The organism is Microcoleus sp. PH2017_12_PCY_D_A (assembly GCF_020738565.1).
Classification (GTDB): Bacteria; Cyanobacteriota; Cyanobacteriia; order Cyanobacteriales; family Microcoleaceae; genus Microcoleus.
The window spans coordinates 1-19,861 of sequence record NZ_JAEQCI010000050.1; the positions used below are offsets into that span (position 1 = coordinate 1).

Sequence of the window (19,861 nt, forward strand, 5' to 3'; positions counted from 1 at the left end):
AAAGTCCTTACTACGAACATTATAAACCGGTTCGTAGTAAGGACTTCAGTCCTTTCTCAGGTTTTTAGTCAATTAGGACTAAAGTCCTTACTACGAACAATGCTGCCGATCGCAATTAAGCGAAAATCATATTACTTAAGAACAGTTTTAGAAGCAATGCGAGTTTTCTTGCGATCGGCTTCCGTCAATTCTGCACCCGACTGCAAGCGAGTAGCAGAGCTTTGCAGCACAGTTGCGGCACTTTTATCGCCCATTTGCAGAGCAGTTTTAGCGGCAGTTTGCAGCATCGTGGCGGCACCCGCGCGATCGCCCTGTTGTAACCTAGTTTCTGCGAGTTGAGTTTGGCGGTACTTAGCCAAAGCTAAAATGTGCTGCTGCACCATCGGATCGAGTGCCGGCTGATAAACTTTCTGGACATTAGCCGAAACAGCAACAGGATCGGAAAGCAAACTTGAACCGACTGTCGGATCGTCGTAGCGAATTTGCAATTGCCCGATCGCCTGCGTACCTTCCGGCAACTGTCCAATATAAATATTAGCCAAAACTACTCGCTCTACATCCTTCATTAAATCTCCCAGGCGCACCATAAAGCGATCGCCCTCTTGCTGCACCGGTAATTCGATCGTGTCTGGGGCAACTTGGGCGATCGGTTTTAGTTCGGCTAACCGCACTTTTGGCATCAGCGAAAATAGCAAATAAGCATTAGTCAAACCTACACCTTGGATGCGAGTAAACAGCTTGCCAAACTCATCAACCGCATCTTCCGGCCGCTGAATGTGAGCCAAAGCACCGCCGCCAGCATCAGCAATCTTTTCCAAAATATCCTGGTTCCAGTTATCCCCAAATCCCAGAGAATTTAAAGTCATGTTATACTCGGCGGCTAGTTTCGCCAACTTTAAACAGCGATTGTTGTCGCCGTGTTCATTTTCGCCGTCAGTTAGCAGAAACGCCTGAGATATTGCTTCTTTTTTACCTTTCCCCAACTCTTCAATACCTAACTTAATCCCCTCATCAATTGCTGTGCCGCCGGCGGGGCGCAATTGCTCGATTTGCCGTTTGATGCTGGCGGGATCTCCTACAACTTGATTGGGGACGAGGACTTTGGCTTTGTGGTCAAAAGCCACCGCACAAAAGCGATCCCCGGGCTTCAACCTGTCCAGCAAGCGTCCGGCGGCTTGTTTGACGGTTTCCAAGGGGCGCCCGCCCATCGAGCCGCTGTGGTCGAGAATCAGGCACAGGTTTAAGGGTACGCTCTCGTCGATCGCGCTTGCCGTCGCCGACACTGAAACGGCTAGCTGGCGCTGGGTTGAGGGCGCAGCAGCATCAAGGTTGGGGTCGTTCAAGACCGGGAGCAAACTAACTTTCATGCGGGATACCTAAAGATTGCGCTAGTATTTCTTATAAGAATAGCTCCATCAGTTCAGGCAACATTTCGGTTTATGAACACACCAATTAAAGCTGTGCAATCGCAATATTACGGGGAAGGCAACTCTCGGACGCCGCCTCCCGATTTGCCATCCCTGTTGCTGAAGGAGCGGATCGTTTATCTGGGTATGCCTCTGGTGCCTGCGGTAACAGAACTGATTATCGCTGAACTGTTGTTCTTGCAGTACGAAGATCCGGATAAGCCGATCAAAATCTACATCAACTCGACAGGCACTTCTGGTTACAGCGGGGAACCCGTCGGCTTTGAAACGGAAGCTTTTGCTATCTGCGACACGATCAGGTACATTAAGCCGCCCGTGCAGACTATTTGTCTCGGTTCGGCAATGGGCATGGCTGCGATGCTGTTAGCGGCCGGTACAAAGGGCTTTCGGGCGAGTTTGCCCCACGCTTCGATCGTGTTGCACCAACCCAAAGCTTATACGCGGGGTCAAGCCAGCGACATTCAAATTCGGGCGAAGGAAGTGCTGGCAAATAAGGCGACGATGCTGGATATTTTGGCAAGCTGTACAGGCCAGCCGATCGACAAAATTACTAAAGATATGGATCGGTTGCTGTACATGACGCCCCAGGAAGCTAAAGAATACGGTTTGATCGATCGCGTTCTTGAAAGTTCGGAAGAATTGCCGAAACCGCTGGCGGCGGGAGTTATCTAATTTGGGAATGGGGAATTGGGAATGGGGAATTGGGCATAGGGCATAGGGCATAGGGCATAGGGCCCCGCGCGTTGCGGAGGGATGGGGAATTGGACATGAGTAGTAATTAAGGGTTAATGGCTAGTAGTTTTTACCCTGATTAGTTATTCAATAGTCTTTTAATGACTAACAATGACCAATTACCTGTTTGACCAATTACCTGTTTGACCAATTACCTGTTTGGCCGATGCCCGATCCCCCATTCCCAATGCCCCATTCCCAATGCCCAATGCCCGATTACCAATTACTAACTAAACGGAGTTCCGAATTATGCCTATAGGTGTGCCAAAAGTTCCCTACAAAATGCCTGGTGGTTATGATACTCAGTGGATTAATATCTACGATCGCCTTTACCGGGAACGAATTATTTTCTTGGGCAGGGACATTGACGATGAAATTGCCAATCAAATCATCGCGGTGATGCTGTATCTGGATTCGGAAGATGCGGGCAAAGATATTATTTTGTACATCAATTCCCCCGGCGGGATGGTGTCGGCAGGCATGGCTATTTTTGATACTATGCAGCACATTAAATCGGACGTGGTGACGATTTGTGTGGGCTTGGCTGCTTCGATGGGTTCTTTCCTGCTAGCTGCGGGTACCAAGGGCAAACGGTTAGCTTTGCCTCACTCGCGGATCATGATTCACCAGCCTTCTGGGGGCGCGCGGGGACAAGCAACGGATATTCAGATTGAGGCTAGGGAGATTTTGCGACTGCGCCACCAACTCAACGGTATCTATGCTAAAAATACCGGGAAGCCGATCGAGAAAATCGAGAAAGACATGGATCGCGACTATTTCATGTCCGCCGAGGAAGCCAAAGAATACGGCTTGATCGACAGAGTAGTCGAAGATCGTCCTTGACAGTTGACAGTTGACAGTTGACAGTTGACAGTTGACCTGCAAGTCCGAGGATTTGAGTAATGAATAGTCTTGTTTTAATTTCTCCCGCTTAAGGGAGAGGCTTTAAACCAATTCTTTCTGGTAAGTGGTTTTGATAGTGTAGTAGTGCGGGCAACCCTCGCACTACCATATTTCGCGGTAAATTTTGGCAGAATCTTTACATTTAAGGATTCTGCCATATTTAATGGTATTAGAAAACTTGATTCATGCTAAATGGATATTGCAGATTATTACCGACAGTTAGGACTAAGGTCTGGTGCCACTTTATCGCAAGTTAAGGCCTCTTACCGAAAGTTAGCCAGACAGTATCACCCCGATGTGAATCCGGGAAACGAACAGGCTAAGAATAAGTTTATTGCTATTACTGAGGCTTATAAGTTTCTGGTGAATATTGCGCCCGCCGATGTTGCGGAGTCGAAAGCTGCCAATTCAAATGTGCCGCCTGCTGCGACAGCGCCAGCGGAGGCGGTGAAAGCTCAACCGCAGGCAGTTAAGGTAACTCGGAAACAGCAACCCACTGAAGATAAGCAGGATCTGTCGGCGGCGGAAGAAAAGTTAAAAAAAGATGCTTATTATGAACTGCAACAGTTGCTGAAATATCAGAGGTTTCCACGGGCGATCGCCCTAATTGAGGGTTTGGCCCAGCGGATGCCCGAAGATCGGGAGGTGCGACAGTGGCAGGCGATCGCCTATCAGCGTTGGGGACGGCATTTGATCGGAGAAAAGCAGGTTGACAAGGCGAGAATTTATTTGAAAAAGGCGGTGAAAACTGACCCTCACAATCGGGCTTTGTGGGCGGAAGTTGAGCGTGATTTTCGCCGGTTGGAAGAGATTTATTGATTCGGGAATCGGGAATCGGGAATCGGGCATTGGGAATTATTAGTTCGATTCTGTAGAGGTAATCAAAAGGTCTATATTTTTGAGTTTTTCTAAAATGATTTGGGTGTTTTCCGGTCGGTTTTCGGGTAGCGGTTCCATCAATGAGTCGATCGAGTCTACGAAGGACTGGTCAACATCTAAAGCCTGGTTCCTCCAGTTAATCTTACCAGTTGCTGGATTGACGGGAAAGTCGATCGGCGGTAGACCTGTCAATAAATGCACAAAAGTACGTCCCAGGGCAAAAAAGTCCGATCGCGCTTCTGGTTTCCCTGCAATTTGTTCCGGCGCGGAGTATCCAGCAGAACCGATGGGTGCGGTATCGGTGTCTGCTTCTGTGGCGCAGCCGAAGTCAATTAATCGCAATTTTCCAGTGGCTTCAAGCATCAGATTGGATGGCTTAATATCCCGATGCACTAAATGATATTTGTGAATTGCCTGCAAAATATGGAGCATTTGTTGCAGCCAATCGATAGCTAGGGTTTGAGAAACCTGCTGGTTTTTAGTTAAGAATTGGGTCAAGTTTTCTCCGTCGATTTTTTCCATCACCAAACAAGACAATTTCTGGGAGTTATGGGGGAGTTTGATTTGGAAATAACCATCTGGTTCGACTTGGGGAACTCTGCCTTTTCCTCCTAGCCAAATCAATACCCGCGCTTCTTGTTGGAACAAACGAAGTAAATCGGGATTGTGTGTGTGCTTCAAGACTTTTAACACTTTGAGTGTTCCCCATTCGTTGTCCCCGGTTCCCCAATCTTGGACTTCCAAGATGTCTGTGGGGCGTGCGGGATTGGGCGATCGCACTGGTTTAATGATGCGGTAGCGATCGGCAATTAGTAAAGCCGTACCGCAAGCCTGACAACTTTGAGCAGCAGCAGGATTTTCGCGTTGTTCGCATTGAGGGTTGATGCAGTAAATCATATCATGTCCCGTGGATTGACCACAATAAGTAAGGTTTGTAGTGCGGACTTCAGTCCGCAGCATAAAAGCGGACTGAAGTCCGCACTACGAACCGTTTTTGTTTGTAGTGCGGACTTCAGTCCGCAGCCTGGGAGCGGACTGAAGTCCGCACTACGAAATGAGTGATACTTTATGGGTTGAGAGCTTGCTCGGGCATTCTTTTTTGGTAAAGCGTATCGCTTTGATTGATAAAATAACATAAAACCCAGTAACTCTGACCTTGTTACTGGGTTTCTATTTACCGCCCATTTGCACACGCTACCACATTTAAGTCAAGGATTTAAGATTAATATCATCGCGCTCTACCGATTGAGCTACTCCCCAGTGTTTGGTTGGGGAGGCTGGAATTGAACCAGCAACCTCGATGACCTGATTGTTCCTGACATTCGTTTTGGCGATCGGCGGTGAATGCTGAGTTTAGAGTAATAACTTGCTATTGAATTTGTACGCAACGCTGCCTCTGCCAATTTGGGCTACCCCTCATTATTAGGTTGAAGGGACAGGAGTCGAACCTGTACTGTCACAGTTGTACGGTTTAAGTTGAAGTTTGAGATTGAACTTGTACTCTGTTTATATCTTAAACCATAACTATCAAAAAAGCAAGCTATTAGCGGAAAATAAATTGAAAAATTCGCTCTCCTACTCTCTGTTCTTCAACTTCAGAATTGTTAGCTTCTTCGCGGGAAAACATCACAGCTTTCTGCAATATTTCCACCCTTTGCAGCAACTCATTGATCCGCTGCGCTGGTAAAGCTCCAGAAAACTTGACAGTGCGCCAGTAGCCGATCGTAATATCTTCGTAATAGACATCCACTTGAGCCGGATGGTGTTCCGTAGCTTCAGCTTTAACGTGATTGCGGGGAGTTTTAAAAGTCTTGAGAGTTTGCACCGGTTCTGTTGCCCAACAGTCGGCTGAAGCATCAAAGTTCCAAGTCTCGGAAGCATCTAAAACAGGAAGTTTTTTGATAAATGCTTGCAACTCTGACAGTTGCTTTTCAATGAATAGTAAATAGCTGACTGGCACTTGGCTCAAAAGCACGTTTCCGTCTACAGTTACGTCGGCACGGGCTCTGCAATTTGTCCAGTCTTTGGTTGCGGTTACGTCGAAGAGTTTGGTCAAAACTTCTGTTGTTTTGCGGATAATCTCTTCGGCTTTGACTTCGACTTTTTTGGACTCGGGCGGCAGTTGTTCGCCTTCTTCGTCTTTGGGGCGGTACGTGCGGGAGATTCCCGAAAGCACGGCGGGCTTCTGGAGGGCTTTTTGGGCTTCTGCTAGTTCTTGGATCGATCGGCTTTTGATGCCTTTCTCGATCGCGATAATCTGATTTAATCGTGCCATAGTTCTAAATTATTGATGCTGAAGTCACGTCGAGTATGGTTGCAGGGCGATCGTCAAACTCTTTCTCGTGTGGCTTTTAGGGCTTTGAGGACTGAAGTCCTGACTGCAAACCTTACGATTTTTAAGCTGACATCACAGACATTTGTAGTATGACATACTTCAAATAGAATGACAACCTTTCCTTTGGAGGGGCCATGCCAAGAGTCCCCGCCCTGACTAGCCCAACAATTTATGACTCAAAAACTTGGCAAAATCCCTAGCATCGCTGCGGATCAAGTGAATGCCGTCATTGGTGCGCCATTCTCGCGGGGGCGGGGGGGGCAACCACTCAAAGCGATCGGACGGAAACAGCTTTTTAGTCAATTCTCGGACTTGTTTTCTCCTGATTGCAGCGTCAACTCGCGACTCTTGAGGAATGTCAAATAAAATTATTTTTGCCCCGCTATTTTTATTGATTTCAGCGATTTGAGCTCTAATTACAGCAGCTTCTTTTTTGATATCTTCTGCATCTTTTTTAGACAAAGGTTGGCTTTGAATGTCAACTGTTGTTTGGATAGCTTTTTGCGATAATTCCGGAGTAAGATTGCGAGCCTCTCCGCTATCTAGTGCCTCTTTTGTTGCTTTTTGATTTTGTTTAGAGCGTTGTTTTAACGAATGTATAAAAATACTAACTGGACGATATTCTTCTCTCAGTATTGGCAAATACTGGCGCATCCAATAAAAAACAGGATTGTACAAAGATTCAACTAAATCCCTATCTATTGTGCGACTAATAGTATCGTTAATTTCTACCAAAATAATCGGAGGGTTGCTATTACTTTTTTTAACTATTTCTAAACCCGTCTGGCTCGATCCTCCCCCCAAAGCTATGCTCTTTACGCCCTTTCCAATGTCTGTAACATGAAGGTTGGCAGATAGAGAACTACCCACCATGACAATTTTCAGATCGGAATCATCATATACATACCTTTGAGCTTTGACAATATTATTTTGAATCAGGCTAACTCCGTCAGAAGCTGGCAACACTCCGCCACTGACGAGAACTTGATAAAAACTTATTACAAACAGGAAAATTAGTACCGGGCGCAGAATAGATCGCAACTTGTATTTTATAAACATTGAACACCTTCTAGAATTGGAAATAAATAAATTGTTTCGAGCTGCCACTGTTGAGGAATATCATTGCTAGCATAATTCCTAAAGCTACATCTTGATAAATACTCCAGAATTTTTGATTTTTTTTAAGTGAATCATGTTTCATCAGATTTTGCCAAGTGGGAAAATGAGGAATGTGATAAATTACTACTGGTAGGGAAAAAGTTAGCGTCGGAATAATGTGAGTCCAACCAGGCTTGACTTTATAGTTGCGAACTAAAGTAACTACGAAGTCAACTGCTTCTTCAAATCGTGGGAGTTTGAAAAGCAGCCATCCGAAGGAAACAAAAGAGAAAATTCCTACAACGCTAACGCTGTCAAATAATAATTGCTGCCAGATTGGTTTGGTTTCTGCTGAATTGGGTTCTGGGGATTTATTTTTGGATTTGTCGAACCCAAAAAAGCGTTCTACTGCTAAACCAAATCCGTGATAAATGCCCCAAACTGCATAACTCCAAGCAGCACCGTGCCACAATCCGCCTAAAGTCATTACTGTCATTAAGTTAAGATAAGTTCTGATTTTTCCTTTACGGTTTCCTCCTAGGGGAAAGTATAGATAATCTCTGAGCCAAGTTGATAGGGAAATGTGCCACCTTCTCCAGAATTCGGAGAGGGAACGGGAGATGTAGGGAAAGTTGAAGTTGTCGGGAATTGCGTAGCCCAAAGCCGCTGCTAAACCGATCGCAATTAAGGAGTAACCGGCAAAATCGGCAAAGATTTGGATTGAGTAGCCGAACAGCAGCGTCAGGTTGGTAATAGTTCCAAATCCTTGGTAGTAGGGAAAGCTGATCCAGAAGGTATAGTCTTTTAAGTTGTCGGCGACGACCATTTTTAGAAAGTAGCCGACTGTAAGCGATCGAAAAATGAAATTGAAAGAAATGTCTTTTAAATATTTAGGCTCAATCTGGGGATAGAATGTCTTGGATTTTAAAATAGGGCCTGAGAGTAAGTTGGGGAAAAAGCTAATAAAGAATGAAGTATTGAGCAGGTGTTGGCTGAAGTTGGGCGAGACGTAAGCGTGGGATTCTGTTTCGCTTTCGCTTTTGTCTTTTTGACTCAGTACGTCTACGACTAAACTTATGCCTTCAAAGGTGTAGAAAGAAATACCGATTGGCAGTGGTAATTTTAAGAATAAATAAGCTATGCTGCCTTCGGTTCGAGCAATGTTAAAAACATCTGCAACAAAGTTAGTGAGCAAACCGGCGTATTTAAATAAGCTCAAAATTAAGACATTCAGAACAACTCCTAATAAAGCCCAAAAGAAACGCTGTTTATTGTCGGAAATTCTGGCAACTTGAAAGCTGGCTGTAGCGTTGATCGCAATTGACAGGAGCAGGATCGATAGCAGTGCGGGAGCGTTCCAACTGTAAAATATGAAGCTGGCAATTATGAGGATGGGAACTTGCAGTTTTTGCAAGGGAGGCAAATAATATATGGTGAAAACAATTGCAAAAAATACGAGAAATTCAATACTGTTAAATAACATATTCTTTTGATTTCGGTCTTCGATAGGACTGACTCGCAGGGGGGTTCATACCTTGGTTTTTCATCGGTTTTTCAATCGATATCCCTCGCGTTGTCAGGTGGGATTTTTGTGAAAAAACCCAGTTTCTGCGTCCGAGAGTTTTTCACCTAAGTTGTGACACCATTTTCATAAAATAATGCAACTGTTGGCAAGCTTCAAACCCATATAAAATAAGCTATTTCTAATTTTTTGATATTCTATGCGAAAATCGAAAATCGAAAATGTTATCACTCACTATATCAAGGAGTGGCACTAATGCCAAGAGCGGACTCGTGGTGAGAGGTCGATCGCCCTTCCTGACCAAGTGTAGCAAATTTTACTTGTTTTTCGCGCTGCGACTACCTCCTGAGATAGATGCGGAAATACCTCCCGGGGCGAGTTGCAAGATCGGGAAACATTTCTTAACATATAGATAACAAAGGGAATCCGAGGAGACACCAAAAATCCTTAAGCCCTTGGGGTGCCCGGTTAACCAGATTCTTCGCAAACAAGGGCTAAATCAATGAACAAGCAGCAAAACTCCGAAGTTTCAGCATTTTTGCCAATGCTCCAAAAAGGCATTGGGCTGTTTGGGATTCTCTCTTGGATATTCGGGCTGACAGATAGAAGCATTGCACTATTGTCTGACGGATATCTGTCCGCGATCGATATTGTGCAGCTATTTACAGCTTCCTTCTTTTTCGTTAGTTGGATATTTTTAAGCCCGTTTCTGAGTTTTAACTCCCAGAGTCAGCGGAAGGTAGAAGGCATTCGGCAGAAAGTAGAAGCTTCTCCCTAGTTGTTAAGTTGTAATGTTAGATTCTGTCGGGCTGTTGGTTTCTTGTGGGGCGAAGCGGGCGGGCCAAATGCGATCGCAAAAAAACAAAGTCCCCGCCGTCATACACAGTGGAATCGCCAACAGATTCAACAGGGGAATGCTCACCAAACCCAAACAAACCAAACCAAAACTCCCGCTAGCCGGCAAAGTCGCCCGAATTATCTCAAATTTCTCCTGAAAAGGTAGCTTCCGCCGCTCCAAAGGTGCATTTAAAAAGTCCAAACAGACAATAGTAGCGCCCAAAGCTACGCCTCCTAAACTGCTAAGAATAGAGCCTGGGCCGGGGATAAAATTCAGCAGCAGGAGCGGTATGCCGATGCTGAACAAAAGTTGTAGTTTTCGGAGTTCAAAGGCGATCGCCATTTGTAGATCCCGAAAACTACTCGCCAAGTTCATTGGTGCTTCTGCGGGCAATTGACCGTTCCGCAGAAGTTCCAATTGTTCGGATAATTTGCCGTACCAGGGCGAACCTAAAATCACGCCAAACTGGACTAACAAAAACCCGATTATTAACAAAAGTCCTGAAACTAAAAGTACGCGCAGCAGCCAGCCGAAACCGATTGTCAACCCGCCGAGAAAGCTCAGCCAAGCTGGCAAACTTGCAATTAAATCATTAAATCGGACGGATAAATCGGCAACTAAAACGTCTATGCCTGCCAAACTGGGAAATAGCAAGCTTAAATAAAGACCGATACCAATTAAAAAATTTAGGACGACGGGAATTAATACATAAGTCCACAGCTTGGGAGTTTGCCAAATCAATGTGAAAGCTCGCAAAGGATAGGTGAAACCTGCGAGGAGTCCAAGGGGCGCGGTAATGACTGCGCGGGCGGGATTTGAATTGAGCTGTTTTGACATATTAGGGGTGAGAGTGCCACTTTCTATTATTATTACGTATGAGGATTTATTGCAGGTTGCCCAAAAGTGAAGCTTTTTATTTACCATACCCCGGAACTTACGCCAGCAGACAAGATGCCGGCTTGCGCGATCGCAGTTGATGTGCTGCGGGCGACTACGACAATGGCAACGGCCCTGAATAATGGGGCGGAAGCTGTGCAAGTTTTCAGCGACTTAGATAAGCTGATGGCAAGCAGCGAAAAATGGCCTGGAGACCAGCGGATTCGCGCCGGAGAGCGCGGTGGCGCGAAAGTTGACGGTTTTGACATGGGGAATTCGCCGTTGGACTGCGGGCCAGAAAAGGTGAGTGGAAAGCGAATTTTTATCAGTACAACTAACGGTACTCGGGCTTTGCAGCGAGTGCAAGATGCTGCAACGGTGTTGACGGCGGCTTTGATTAACCGCAAATCTGTGGTGCAGTTTCTGTTAAGCAAAAAGCCGGAAAGTATTTGGATTGTGGGTTCTGGTTGGGAAGGGAGTTATTCGTTGGAGGATACGGTGTGTGCTGGTGCGATCGCCCAAAGTCTGTTAGCAGAAAGCGGTATTCCTGCGATCGATTTTGCTGGTAACGATGAAGTGTTTGGGGCGATCGCTCTTTATTTGCACTGGCAAGATCGGCTGCACGAATTGTTGGAAAAAGCGAGTCACGGCCAGCGCCTCCTCCGTTTAGGTGTGATTGAAGATTTAAAATATTGCGCTGAATTGGATACTTTAGATGTGCTTCCCATGCAGCGAGAACCCGGTGTTTTGGTGAAGTCGGATTTTAAAATTTCTTAGGCTGATTTCTAGGCTGCATCTTCGGAAAAAATGGTGAATTGAAATTGTCTGCGAGTGCAGTATTGGTAGATGTGCCGAAGAACACCTGGCATCAGAATAATAGACCTCTTGCAAAAATAGGTAGAACGGGCTCTCCGGCCCATTCTACAAAATTTTTTTTCTTGTGGAACGGGCCGGAGAGCCGGTTCCAAAATTTGATTGAAAGGACTTTTGCAAGAGGTCTAATCATTTTCCGACAAGTCTAGTGCTGTCCCCGCTCGCGATCGGTATCATTCCGCTGGCGATCGGTATCATGCAGTGCTGTCCCCGCTGGCGATCGCTATCATTCCGAACCCAATTTGATATTAGTAAGGTGCGCATTGCGCACCCTACGAAAGTTAGTAGTTAGCGAACAGTAAGGTGCGCATTGCGCACCCTACGAAAGTTAGTAGTTAGCGAACAATATCTTTTTCAAAGAAAGTAGAATTAAAAATAATTGGGTAGGATAGGATCACAACATTGTTGCGTCGTTAATGTATTGCAGGCAATTAAGAATTGCTGGATTCACCGCCGAACCGCTGAATTAAACACTCGGCAATTCGGGCTGATGCACCGCCTTCTCCCATGCGGCGCCAGCCATTTTCAGCGATTAGCTGCAACCTGTCGGGGTCGCGAAGCAAAGACTGGATGGTGCCGGCAACTTCGGCGGGATGTTTGACTAAAATTAATGAGGGGCCTAACAGGCGACTTTGAGCTTCTGCAAAGGCGGGAGTAAATTGCGGGCCGTTTCCGGGAATGGCGATCGCCGGTTTTCCTAAACCGACAAATTGTTCTGTAGCGGTTCCGGCCATTGCGATCGCTAAATCGGCTTGGTACAAACAATCGTTAAAACTTTGCTGAGTTAAAATCATCGTGGCTTTTCTCTGCACAAAAGTCAAGGGCAGTAGCAAATTAGGAGATTCTTTCCTAATTTCTTGAGCGTTAGAAACAGGAGGTCGCAAAATACTTCCTTCTCGTCGCTGGGTTCGAGTTTCGCCGTCTTGACGCCAGCCGAAAAATTCTAAACTAGGTCGCAAAGCTTCTAAGTTTAACTCCGGAGAAATGGCTCCGAAAAATAACAATTTGCGATCGCCAAACAGAGACAAAATTCCGGCTACAGCCTCTACTATTAGCAGCCAATTAGCATAGGCTTCCGGCGCTCGGGAACCGGGCAGTAAGGTGATGACGAGCGATCGCGACCTTTCCCGAAACTCTGCATCAGAGCCGTAAAAACGGGCGGGATTTTCCGGTTCGAGTCCGTCCATCATCGGATTGCCGAGATTGCAGGCGGGAATTCCCAGCTTTTCTAAAGTCTCGGCGGTGAGGGCGTCCCGGACAAAAACGGCTTTACAGAGCTTTCTCGTCATCAACCAGCGCTCCCAAGGGAAATAAACCGATCGCGACCAAATCTTCCAAGCCCACGGGCGGGATTTGCCAGCCAGAGGCCCCTGCTCGTCCCGCACGTGATACTCGGACTTGGCTGTACCGACAAAGGCATAGGGCGCGCCGCTCAGCCAAGCAAACAGCAGCGGTACAATATCCCCGCAAGCTAAGATCGCCGCGTTGTGATTTCCCGACTGTTGTGGCGATCGCACCCAAGCGCGGATAGCTTTAAACTGAGCTAGAGTCAACTGAAGCAACCCGCCTTTGACATCGCGCAAAAATTCCCTTCCATCCATGTAAATAAAGCCGCCTGAAGGCATCCGCTGCACCGGGCCGACGATCCGGGCGTTTTCTAGTTGAGCGAAAGCTTGCCCTTCCCCCACTAGCGGAAACACGGCTATTTCTGGGGGATGTGGCTGCTGTTGCAGTTCTCGCAAGATGCGAAGGGCGATCGCATCTTCTCCGTGGCCGTTACTGAGGCAAAGTAATTTCAATCCCAACTCTCTCAAAAACTGTCTCTCATATTATCGGGCAAACAGGGCATCGGGCATGGGGCATGGGGCATGGGGCATGGGGCATGGGGAAGAAGGCCTTCCCAGGGCATCGGCCTTCCCAGGGCCGAAAAGCATTGGGCATCGGGCATCGGGCATACCTCACTTTTTTGAGAACTACTATATAGCGGAAAAAATGAAGTAAGTAGACCCGTGCGAGTCGGGCAATTTTTTGGTAAACTAGCAGGTGAAACTCCTATTTTAGAGGTAAAATCGGATGGTACAAACCCTGCCAAAATCTCTGACACTCGAAGAGTTTCTGAAGTTGTCAGAGACCAAACCAGCCAGCGAGTACATTGACGGTGAAATCATTCAAAAACCCAGGCCTCAAGGAGAACATAGTGTCATTCAAGGCGAGTTCACAAGTGCTGCTAATGCTACTCTCAAACTTCAAAAGGTGGCGCGAGCATTTCCAGAACTGCGGTGCATTTTTGGCGGTCGAGCGATCGTTCCCGACGTGACTGTATTCACTTGGGAGCGAATTCCCCGCAAAGAAAATGGTGGTGTGGCAAATGTGTTTGCGATCGCCCCGGATTGGACAATTGAAATCCTCTCCCCCGACCAAAACCAAACTAAAGTTACTAAAAATATTTTACATTGTCTCAAACACGGAACTCAAATGGGTTGGTTAATCGATCCTCAGGAGCGATCGGTTTTTGTATATCGGCAAACTCAATCAACGGAGGTGTTTGACGAACCGGAACAATTATTGCCCGTGCCATCTTTTGCCAGGGAATTGCAACTGACAGTAGGAGAATTATTTGGTTGGTTGTTAGATTGAAACAACACAATATTAGAGTAGAAGAGTATAGCCTTTCAAGCGAAAGATGAGGTACCCGACGGGCATAGGGCATGGGGCATGGGGCATTGGGCATAGGGCATAGGGCATAGGGAATAGGGCATCGGCCTTCCCAGGGCAGAGAGGGCATCGGTTATTAGTTAATTGCTAACAATTACCAATTTCTAAATTCCTAATGCTTTTCGGCCCTGGGAAGGCTGATGCCCAATGCTTTTCGGCCCTGGGAAGGCCTTCTTCCCCATGCTTTTCGGCCCTGGGAAGGCCTTCTTCCCCATGCCCCATGCCCCATGCCCCATGCCCTATGCCCAATGCCCAATGCCCAATGCCCGATGCCCCATGCCCCATGCCCCATGCCCAGGGAAGGCCTTCTTCCCCATGCCCCATGCCCCATGCCCTATTCCCAATGCCCCATGCCCCATGCCCCATGCCCCATGCCCCATGCCCCATGCCCCATAACTACTTACCCTCAATATACTGCTTTAAAATATTCCGAATTTGTTTGAGCTGAAATCCCTTAGCAAGTTGGCGCAACCTCGCGACAAACGGCATTAATTTAGGTTCTAAACTCTCGAGATTAGCACTCTCCTCAAAAATTTCTTCAATGTCGCCCATAGCCGCAAGTTTCAAAATTTTTGCTGCCGACTCAGCAGCCGCAGGTAACAGAGAAGAATAAGCAGGAAAATCAGATGGTGACAAACTGGGAGTTGTCCGCTTTGTGCTTTCCGAAGATTCCTCGTAAATCCATTCTAGTCCCAAATGCACGCGCAACTGTTCCAAAAAGTGATTTGCTTCTATCGGCTTGGGCAGAAAATCATCGCACCCTGCAAGGATGCTTTCTTGCTGCGCCGACTCGAAAACGCTAGCTGACAAAGCGATTAAAACGACATCTTTTAATTCCGGCAACTGCCGCACTCTCCTTGCAGTTTCTAAGCCATCCATTACAGGCATCTGCAAGTCCATTAAAATCACATCAGGTTGAAATTCGACTGCTTTGTTGAGGCATTCTTGACCGTTACCGGCCTCTGCAACTTCAAATCCCAAACGCCCCAGCATCCTGCACAACAAATCGCGATTTAGTTGATTGTCGTCCACGATGAGGACTTTTCGCTTGTTGCCCACAAAACCGACCAGCCAGCGTTTTTCCCGCAAAGGAGACACCTCTAAGTAGCGTTTGGCTGCCGGCAATTCTAAATCCAGCCAGAAAGTGCTGCCTTTTCCGAAAGTGCTGTTGACGCGAATTTCGCTGTCCATCAGTTTGGCTAATTTCTGGCTGATCGAGAGTCCGAGACCCGTACCTTCAACAAAGGCATTGCCTCCTACTTGGTGGAAGGGCAAAAATATTTCTTCTAACTTGCTTTTATCTATTCCTGTCCCGGTATCCTCGACTTGAAAGCGGATTTTCAAAGCGTGTTTAGCTGCGATCGCATTGTGGGAGAACCGCATATAATTTTCTTTGAGTTCGGAACTCAAAAGCGAGAATTCGTAATTTTCTCCTTGGCTTCGACTCCAGGCCTCTGTGCCGACATAGCCGACTTTGAAAGTTACTCCGCCCCTGTTAGTAAATTTAACGGCATTGCTGAGTAAATTTATCAGAACTTGGCGCAATCTTTTTTGATCGACTTGGACGCAGGTGGGCAGGGGCGATACTTGTTCGTAATTGAAACAGATTCCTTTTTGATTGGCGCGCATCTGAAACAGGTCAGCAATGTTTTTCGTGAAATTTAGAAAATTTAACTCTTCCGGGTAGAGTTCCATTTTTCTAGCTTCGATTTTAGAAAGGTCTAAAACATCGTTGATTAACATCAGCAAGTGTTCACCGCACTGTTGAATGTTGCTGAGACTTTCTTGTTGATCGGAACTTAAGTCTTTGTCGGCTTTGAGGATTTGAGCGTAACCTAAAACCCCGTTTAAAGGCGTGCGGAGTTCGTGGCTCATGTTGGCGAGAAATTCGCTTTTGGCGCGGTTGGCGGTTTCGGCGGCTTCTTTAGCTAATTGTAGGGCTGCTTCGGCAAGTTTTCGATCGGCTATTTCGGTTTGTGCTTGTTGAAATAGCGTCGATTGCTGGATCGCGATCGCCAATTGCACGCACAATTGCCGGAGCGATTCTATTTCTGAGGAATCCCAGGAACGGGGGCCGCTGCAATCGTGGGCGATCAGCAGTCCCCAGAGTTGATTTTCTGCGGTGGATTGGGCAGGATAAATGCTTTCTCGTACTTTTAAAATCGGCACTACTAAGTTAGCTTTAACTTCAAAATCTTCGAGACAATTAATGTAGCATTCGCTGAGGTTTTCCGTGTAAATATCTTCAATAGCTCGAATACAGCCTTGCTGGTAAATAGCAACAAATTTATCTCTAAAACAGGGATCTAAATTATTAAAACCTCGCAGCGAAGTTCGATTTTTTGCCACGGATTCCACAACTACAGTGCCGCTCCAGTCGGGATTAAAGCGGTAAATAACTGTGCGGTCTGTTTGCAAAAATTGCCGCACTTGTTCGACAGCAGCGGTGAGGATTTCTTCTAAATTGAGGGAGGAGCGAATGCGATCGAGCATGGCAACTACCAGCCGTTCTCGCCTTAATTGCTGCAACAGCGCTATCTCGGCTTGTTTGCGTTCGGTGATGTCGGTAATTACTCCCACTAGCCCGATTAAATTGCCAATTTCATCTTTAATGCAGTCGGCGCGAAATAAAGTTGTTACCAGTTCGTTGCTTTTAGTTTGGATTTTGAGTTCGCCTTGCCAAGATTTGCCTTTACGGATAGTTTTAAACATTTCTAGCAGCACTTGAGTTTGCGGGTAAATTGCCGTTGCTCCCCCTGCTGCGTTCAGTTCTTCTGCTGTGTAGCCGTACCGCTGAATAAAGGCTTGATTGTGGTAGATCGATCGCCCTGTCAAGTCAGCAATGCCGATCGCATCGCTAGTGCTTTCCACGGCTTGAGTCACCCGCAGCAAATCTAATTCGGCTTGTTTGCGATCGCTAATATCAGTAATACTGCCGATATAGCCTTTAATTTCCTGCTTGTCTCCGATTTCGGCGATCGCTTGACCGATCGCCCAAATTACACGACCGTCTGGACGCAGAAAGCGGTATTCTGATTTAAAAGGAATTTTGTTAATAATTGCTCGATACCATTCATTTTTCACCCGCTCCGCATCATCGGGATGTAGGGCATTCATCCAGCCAGTTTCTGCTGCCAATTCTGAATTTAATCCCGTCATTTCTACCCACCGCTGATTCACATAAATAAAATTGCCAAACCCATCGCTGTCAAATATACAAACCGGCGATGCTTCTGCCAAATTCTGATAGCGGCGCTGACTCAATTGCAGTGCGTATTCTGATTGTTTTCTTTTTGTGATATCGCGGACAATGGCAATTATTTCGCCGCCTCCCAGCATTGTCAGCGACAATTCTTGAGGGAACATAGTACCGTCGCGACGCTGACCGGTTCCCTCTATATTGCAATACCCTGTTTCCTGGACGAGCGGCATTACTTCTCGTTCAAGATATTGAATTTCTGCGGGGGAGTAGAGCATTTTCCAGGTTTTGTCTTGCAGTTCGCTATGGTCAGCCCAGCCGTACATTCTGAGATAAGCATCGTTTGAATAAATACATTCTTTACGTTCGTTAAAAATGGCGATACCGTCATGAGCAGCGGCCATTGCTACTGCTTGCCGCTGAAGTTCCGACTCAGCTTTTTTGCGAGAAGTAATGTCGCGAGCTACTGCATAAATCAAACCTTCTTCGCTAAAGGGCGATGCCGTCCACAGCAACCATTTGCAAGAACCATCTTTGCAGAGACAGCGGTTTTCAAAGTAAATGCTGGGCGTGCCACTTATTAGCTTTTCGGCTTCGATTAGAGTGGCTTCTCGATCGTCTGGATGAACAAATTCGAGCATCGGCTTGGCCAAAAGTTCAGCGCTGCTGTAGCCCAGGGCAGTTGACCAAGCCGGGTTTAATCGTTTAAAATAGCCGTCGAAACCGACAATGCAAAGCAAGTCTAAGGAAATCGTAAAAAAGCGATCGCGCTCTGTTTGTGCCTGCTTTAACTCAGTGATATCCATCACTAAACCGTCCCAGAGAATATCGCCTTCGCCCCCTGATTCGCTCTGATTATTGAGCCTTTCCGGTCTCGATGCTCCTTGCAGCCACTTAACTTTTCCGGATGGCAAAATCTGCCGCCACTGCTGCCGCCAAGGTTCCAGGGTAGCTGCTGAAATTGCGATCGATGCTTCTAAATCTAAGCGATCGTCTCCGTGAATTCCGCTGAACATCAATTCCGAATTTTGCTCTATTGCTTCTGGCTCTAATTCGTAAAGTTCGCGGCTGCCAGAAGAGACGTAGGGAAAAGATGTTTCTCCAGTTGCTGACCTGCGAAATTGATAAATTACTCCGGGCAGGTTAGCTACCAATTTTTGAAATCGAGCTTCGCTTTGTTCCAGAGCTCTTTGCTGTCGTCTGTATTCGGTGAAATCTCTGATTGTCCCAACTATTACTTTACTGCCGTCTGCTCTTTTAAATACGCTTTTTTTGGTAGAGATGATGTGTTCTTTCCCTGCGGTGTCTGTGAATATTTCTTCGGTTTCCAAGGACATACCCGTTGTCAATACTTCTTCATCTTTTGCCCAAAAAACATCAGCCTCTGATTTGGGGAAAAAGTCATAATCTGATTTACCGAGCAGTTCATCCCGCGATTTGCCGACCAACTGACAAACAGCATCATTTAAGATCATCCAGCGGTGCTGCTCGTCTTTAACAAAAATTGGGTCTGGCGTAGCATTTATGGTGTGGTTTAAAAATTCTTCTGACGCTTTGAGTTTGGCTTCGTAGCGGTAGCGATCGCTCACGTCCAACACTACTTCGATCATCCGGTCAATAGACCCGTCTCGGCCGCGGATGCAGCGCAGCGAAACTCGCGTGTATACTATTTCGCCATCTTTTCTAAACCACCTTTTATCTGAGATGTAACCGTCGGTTTTACCTGCTAACATCTGAGACAATTTTTCAAAATTTGCCTCAAAATCCTCTGGATGAATCAACTCCAGCGAATGCTTTTGCAGGAGTTCGTCGCCCTCGTAGCCGAGCAAATTGCACAGCGCATCGTTAACTTCTATCCAATGGCAATTTTCACCAATTGTGGGGTCAATAATTGGAGCGGCGATGGCAATTCCGATCAGAGAATTTTCCACCACCGAGCGATATTTTTCTTCGCTTTTTCGCAAAGCATCTTGAGTGTTTTGGCGTTCTATGGCGTAACGGAGCGATCGGATTAACAGTTCGCCGTCGATTTTTCTTTTGACTAAATAATCCTGTACGCCCACCGAAATCAACCGCAGCGCCAGCTCTTCGTCGTTTTGGCCGGTCAAAACTACGATCGGCACATTTACCCCGTACTCTTGTACCCGAGCCACCGTCTCGATGCCCTGACTGTCTGGCAGTGAAAGGTCTAATAAAATTATGTCAAAACTTTCTTGACTTAATCGCTGCTGCGCTTCGCTGAGGCGCTCTACTTTCGTCAGCAATATACACTGCCGGCCGCTAATTCCTGACAGCAAATCTTCAATAAGCTCAGCTTCCAGAGGGTTGTCTTCTACTAACAGAACCTTGAAGCAGGTAGGAGGTACAGCTAAGTTAAAAACTGCTTTCATAATATTTATTAATTAAAACTTTTGTCAAGCTAACTTGGATTTTATCTTTTATTGCCGGGGGAGTTATCGAATTG

15 protein-coding genes are annotated in these 19,861 nt (G+C 46.5%); 6 read left to right on the forward strand and 9 right to left on the reverse strand.

Features of this window, described 5'->3' with window-relative positions; genetic code table 11:
• Positions 1 to 131: 131 nt before the first annotated feature.
• The gene (locus JGK39_RS16090) at positions 132 to 1,367 is read right to left on the reverse strand and encodes a VWA domain-containing protein (RefSeq protein WP_293254771.1); all 1,236 of its coding nucleotides are present in this window, start codon (positions 1,365 to 1,367) and stop codon (positions 132 to 134) included.
• Between the two features lie 72 nt (positions 1,368 to 1,439).
• Between JGK39_RS16090 and JGK39_RS16095 the strand changes: the two genes are divergently transcribed.
• The 3 genes from JGK39_RS16095 (at position 1,440) to JGK39_RS16105 (ending at position 3,881) form a co-directional block, all read left to right on the forward strand.
• Positions 1,440 to 2,099, forward strand: coding sequence for an ATP-dependent Clp protease proteolytic subunit (locus JGK39_RS16095; protein WP_293254774.1), 660 nt, complete (start codon positions 1,440 to 1,442; stop codon positions 2,097 to 2,099).
• A 309-nt stretch (positions 2,100 to 2,408) separates the two neighbouring features.
• Positions 2,409 to 3,002 (forward strand): ATP-dependent Clp protease proteolytic subunit, encoded by a 594-nt coding sequence (locus JGK39_RS16100; protein ID WP_293254777.1) that lies wholly within the window; start codon positions 2,409 to 2,411, stop codon positions 3,000 to 3,002.
• 252 nt (positions 3,003 to 3,254) lie between these two features.
• Entirely contained in the window at positions 3,255 to 3,881 is a 627-nt protein-coding gene (locus JGK39_RS16105; RefSeq protein ID WP_293254780.1) for a DnaJ domain-containing protein, read from the forward strand.
• Positions 3,882 to 3,920: 39 nt separating this feature from the next.
• On the opposite strand, the gene JGK39_RS16110 is transcribed toward JGK39_RS16105, so the two are convergent.
• From JGK39_RS16110 to JGK39_RS16125, 4 genes are all read right to left on the reverse strand, one after another.
• On the reverse strand, positions 3,921 to 4,838 hold the full coding sequence (locus JGK39_RS16110; protein WP_293254783.1) for a serine/threonine-protein kinase: 918 nt from the start codon (positions 4,836 to 4,838) through the stop codon (positions 3,921 to 3,923).
• 646 nt (positions 4,839 to 5,484) lie between these two features.
• Positions 5,485 to 6,216, reverse strand: coding sequence for a hypothetical protein (locus tag JGK39_RS16115; protein ID WP_293189697.1), 732 nt, complete (start codon positions 6,214 to 6,216; stop codon positions 5,485 to 5,487).
• Positions 6,217 to 6,432: 216 nt separating this feature from the next.
• Positions 6,433 to 7,335, reverse strand: a complete 903-nt coding sequence (locus tag JGK39_RS16120) for a hypothetical protein (protein ID WP_293189695.1) — start codon at positions 7,333 to 7,335, stop codon at positions 6,433 to 6,435.
• A gap of 10 nt (positions 7,336 to 7,345) precedes the next feature.
• Positions 7,346 to 8,857, reverse strand: coding sequence for an MBOAT family O-acyltransferase (locus JGK39_RS16125; RefSeq protein ID WP_293296842.1), 1,512 nt, complete (start codon positions 8,855 to 8,857; stop codon positions 7,346 to 7,348).
• 541 nt (positions 8,858 to 9,398) lie between these two features.
• Between JGK39_RS16125 and JGK39_RS16130 the strand changes: the two genes are divergently transcribed.
• Complete coding sequence (locus JGK39_RS16130) at positions 9,399 to 9,674, forward strand: hypothetical protein (protein WP_293254795.1); 276 nt, start codon at positions 9,399 to 9,401, stop codon at positions 9,672 to 9,674.
• Positions 9,675 to 9,677: 3 nt separating this feature from the next.
• Here the strand turns inward: JGK39_RS16130 and JGK39_RS16135 are convergent, their stop codons facing one another.
• On the reverse strand, positions 9,678 to 10,571 hold the full coding sequence (locus JGK39_RS16135; RefSeq protein ID WP_293254798.1) for an EI24 domain-containing protein: 894 nt from the start codon (positions 10,569 to 10,571) through the stop codon (positions 9,678 to 9,680).
• Between the two features lie 66 nt (positions 10,572 to 10,637).
• Between JGK39_RS16135 and JGK39_RS16140 the strand changes: the two genes are divergently transcribed.
• Positions 10,638 to 11,387, forward strand: a complete 750-nt coding sequence (locus JGK39_RS16140; protein WP_293254801.1) for a 2-phosphosulfolactate phosphatase family protein — start codon at positions 10,638 to 10,640, stop codon at positions 11,385 to 11,387.
• Positions 11,388 to 11,612: 225 nt separating this feature from the next.
• Here the strand turns inward: JGK39_RS16140 and JGK39_RS16145 are convergent, their stop codons facing one another.
• Positions 11,613 to 11,747 (reverse strand): hypothetical protein, encoded by a 135-nt coding sequence (locus JGK39_RS16145; RefSeq protein WP_293296844.1) that lies wholly within the window; start codon positions 11,745 to 11,747, stop codon positions 11,613 to 11,615.
• A 167-nt stretch (positions 11,748 to 11,914) separates the two neighbouring features.
• On the reverse strand, positions 11,915 to 13,282 hold the full coding sequence (locus JGK39_RS16150; protein WP_293254804.1) for a lipid-A-disaccharide synthase-related protein: 1,368 nt from the start codon (positions 13,280 to 13,282) through the stop codon (positions 11,915 to 11,917).
• 274 nt (positions 13,283 to 13,556) lie between these two features.
• Here JGK39_RS16150 and JGK39_RS16155 point away from each other — a divergent pair, with 274 nt between their 5' ends.
• Positions 13,557 to 14,120, forward strand: coding sequence for a Uma2 family endonuclease (locus tag JGK39_RS16155; RefSeq protein ID WP_293254807.1), 564 nt, complete (start codon positions 13,557 to 13,559; stop codon positions 14,118 to 14,120).
• Positions 14,121 to 14,594: 474 nt separating this feature from the next.
• Here JGK39_RS16155 and JGK39_RS16160 read toward each other — a convergent pair whose 3' ends face one another.
• The gene (locus JGK39_RS16160) at positions 14,595 to 19,787 is read right to left on the reverse strand and encodes a PAS domain S-box protein (protein ID WP_293254810.1); all 5,193 of its coding nucleotides are present in this window, start codon (positions 19,785 to 19,787) and stop codon (positions 14,595 to 14,597) included.
• Between the last annotated feature and the right edge of the window lie 74 nt (positions 19,788 to 19,861).